This is a genomic window from Streptomyces prasinopilosus (assembly GCF_001419695.1).
In the GTDB taxonomy this organism is placed as follows: Bacteria; Actinomycetota; Actinomycetes; order Streptomycetales; family Streptomycetaceae; genus Streptomyces; species Streptomyces prasinopilosus.
This window is the reverse complement of sequence record NZ_LIRG01000331.1, coordinates 1-2,841: the sequence shown is the minus strand read 5'-3', so window position 1 is coordinate 2,841 and position 2,841 is coordinate 1. Positions and strand designations below refer to the sequence as shown.

The following is a 2,841-nucleotide window of genomic DNA, read 5'->3' as shown; positions in this document are numbered from 1 at the left end:
TGGTCACCGGGGTCGCCACCCCGGTGCACCGGGGCCGGTCCACGGCCACCTACGAGATCGTGATCAGTGACGAGGACGGCAAGCGGGTGTGCACCGCGCGGCTGACCTGCCTGCTGCGGGACGTGGGCCCGAAGGACGCGGAGCGGGTCGCCGGCGCCGCCGGGGGCTGACCGGCCCGGGCGGCGCCGGCGACCCGCTCCGCGTCCTTCGGGCCCACGTCCCGCAGCAGGCAGGTCAGCCGCGCGGTGCACACCCGCTTGCCGTCCTCGTCACTGATCACGATCTCGTAGGTGGCCGTGGACCGGCCCCGGTGCACCGGGGTGGCGACCCCGGTGACCAGGCCGGAGCGCACGCCGCGGTGGTGGGTGCAGTTGAGGTCGACGCCCACGGCGATCTTGGCGGTGCCGCCGTGCAGCATCGACCCCACCGACCCGAGGGTCTCCGCCAGCACGGCGGAGGCGCCGCCGTGCAGCAGCCCGTAGGGCTGGGTGTTGCCCTCCACCGGCATCGTCCCGACGACCCGCTCGGCCGAGGCCTCCAGGATCTGCACGCCCATGCGGGTGCCGAGGTGACCGGCGGAGAACAGTGCCCCCAGGTCCACGCCGAGCGCGGCGTACTCGTCGACGACCTCTTGCGGGAACTCCACCTGCTGCTGTTCTCCCATGGGGCCGGGCTCCGTTCGTCGTTCGTCGTGTCGCATCCGTCGGGCCCGCGGCGCCGCCGCGGGCCTCACTGAGCAAACGCTCAGTCGGTCGCGGATTGTTCCAGACGGACGACGACGGACTTGCTCGCGGGGGTGTTGCTGGTGTCGGCGGTCGCGTCCAGCGGCACCAGGACGTTGGTCTCCGGGTAGTACGCGGCGGCGCAGCCGCGGGCCGTCGGGTAGTGCACGACGCGGAACCCGGGGGCCCTGCGCTCCACGCCGTCCTTCCACTCGCCGACCAGGTCGACGTAGGAGCCGTCCGCGAGCCGCAGCTCGCGCGCGTCCTCGGGGTGGACGAACACCACGCGGCGGCCTCCGGTGACGCCGCGGTAGCGGTCGTCGAGGCCGTAGATCGTGGTGTTGTACTGGTCGTGCGAGCGCAGTGTCTGCAGCAGGAGCCGCCCCTTCGGCAGTTCGGGGTACTCGACCGGGGCGGCGGTGAAGTTGGCCTTGCCGGTGGCCGTCGGGAAGCGCCGCTCGTCGCGCGGGGCGTGGGGGAGCGCGAAGCCCGAGGGGTCCGCCACACGGGCGTTGAAGTCCTCGAAACCGGGGATCACCCGCGCGATGCGGTCGCGGATCGCCGCGTAGTCCTTCTCGAACTCCTCCCACGGCACCGTGCTGCGGGAGCCCAGGACGCGGCGGGCCAGCCGGCAGACGATGGCCGGCTCGGACAGCAGCTGCCGGCTCGCCGGCGCGAGGCGGCCGCGGGAGGCGTGCACCATGCCCATGGAGTCCTCGACCGTCACGAACTGCTCCCCGCCGTCCTGCAGATCGCGTTCGGTGCGTCCCAGGGTCGGCAGGATCAGGGCGCGCGCGCCCGTGACCGCGTGCGAGCGGTTCAGCTTGGTCGACACGTGCACGGTCAGCCGGGCCCGGCGCATCGCGGCCTCGGTGACCTCCGTGTCGGGGGAGGCGGAGACGAAGTTGCCGCCCATGGCGAAGAACACCTTCGCCCGCCCGTCGCGCAGCGCGCGGATGGCCCGTACGACGTCGTAGCCGGGCGCGCGCGGCGGGGCGAAGCCGAACTCCTTCTCCAGGGCGTCCAGGAACGCCGGCGCGGGCCGCTCGAAGATGCCCATGGTGCGGTCGCCCTGCACGTTGGAGTGGCCGCGCACCGGGCAGACGCCCGCGCCGGGGCGGCCGATGTTGCCGCGCAGCAGCAGGAAGTTGACGATCTCGCGGATCGTGGGCACGGAGTGCTTGTGCTGGGTGAGGCCCATCGCCCAGCACACGACGACGCTCTTCGACGCGAGGACCATGCGCAGGCACGTCTCGATGTCCTCGCGGGTGAGGCCGGTCGCGGTGAGGGTCGACTCCCAGTCGGTGGCGCGGGCGGCCTCGGCGAAGTCCTCGTAGCCGTGGGTGTGTTCGCGGACGAAGTCCTCGTCGACGGCACCGGGCGTCTCGAGGACCAGCTTGTTGAGGATGCGGAAGAGGGCCTGGTCGCCGCCGAGGCGGATCTGCAGGAACAGGTCGGTGAGGGCGGTGCCGGTGGCGAGGCCCCTGGGGGTCTGCGGGTTCTTGAAGCGCTCCAGGCCGGCCTCGGGCAGCGGGTTGACGCTGATGATCCGCGCGCCGTTCGCCTTGGCCTTCTCCAGGGCGGACAGCATGCGCGGGTGGTTGGTGCCGGGGTTCTGGCCGGCCACGACGATCAGGTCGGCCGTGTGCAGGTCCTCCAGCAGGACGCTGCCCTTGCCGACGCCGATCGTCTCGGACAGGGCGGAGCCGGAGGACTCGTGGCACAGGTTCGAGCAGTCGGGCAGGTTGTTGGTGCCGAGTTCGCGCGCGAACAGCTGGTAGAGGAACGCGGCCTCGTTGCTGGTGCGTCCGGAGGTGTAGAAGACGGCCTCGTCGGGGGAGGCGAGGGCGCCGATCTCCTCGGCGACGATGTCGAAGGCGCGCTCCCAGGTGACCGGCTCGTAGCGGTCGCCGCCCTCCGGGAGGTACACGGGGTGGGTCAGACGGCCCTGCTGGCCCAGCCAGTAGCCGCTGCGGCCGGCCAGGTCGGCGACGGGGTGCTCGGCGAAGAACTCGGGCGTGACCCGCCGCAGGGTGGCCTCCTCGGCCACGGCCTTCGCGCCGTTCTCGCAGAACTCCGCCGTGTGCCGGTGCTCGGGCTCCGGCCAGGCGCAGCCCGG

2 protein-coding genes and 1 pseudogene are annotated in these 2,841 nt (G+C 72.8%); 1 reads left to right on the top strand and 2 read right to left on the bottom strand.

Going from position 1 to position 2,841, the window contains the following annotated elements; all coding sequences use genetic code 11:
* On the top strand, positions 1-170 hold a 170-nt coding region (locus AOK18_RS34340), incomplete at its 5' end, for a PaaI family thioesterase (RefSeq protein WP_420865610.1).
* A gap of 11 nt (positions 171-181) precedes the next feature.
* Here the strand turns inward: AOK18_RS34340 and AOK18_RS14810 are convergent.
* Both AOK18_RS14810 and AOK18_RS14805 read right to left on the bottom strand, forming a co-directional pair.
* A pseudogene (locus AOK18_RS14810) lies at positions 182-664 on the bottom strand (hotdog fold thioesterase); the annotation flags it as partial.
* 80 nt (positions 665-744) lie between these two features.
* A partial coding sequence (locus tag AOK18_RS14805; protein ID WP_055694658.1) for an FdhF/YdeP family oxidoreductase occupies positions 745-2,841 on the bottom strand: 2,097 nt, incomplete at its 5' end.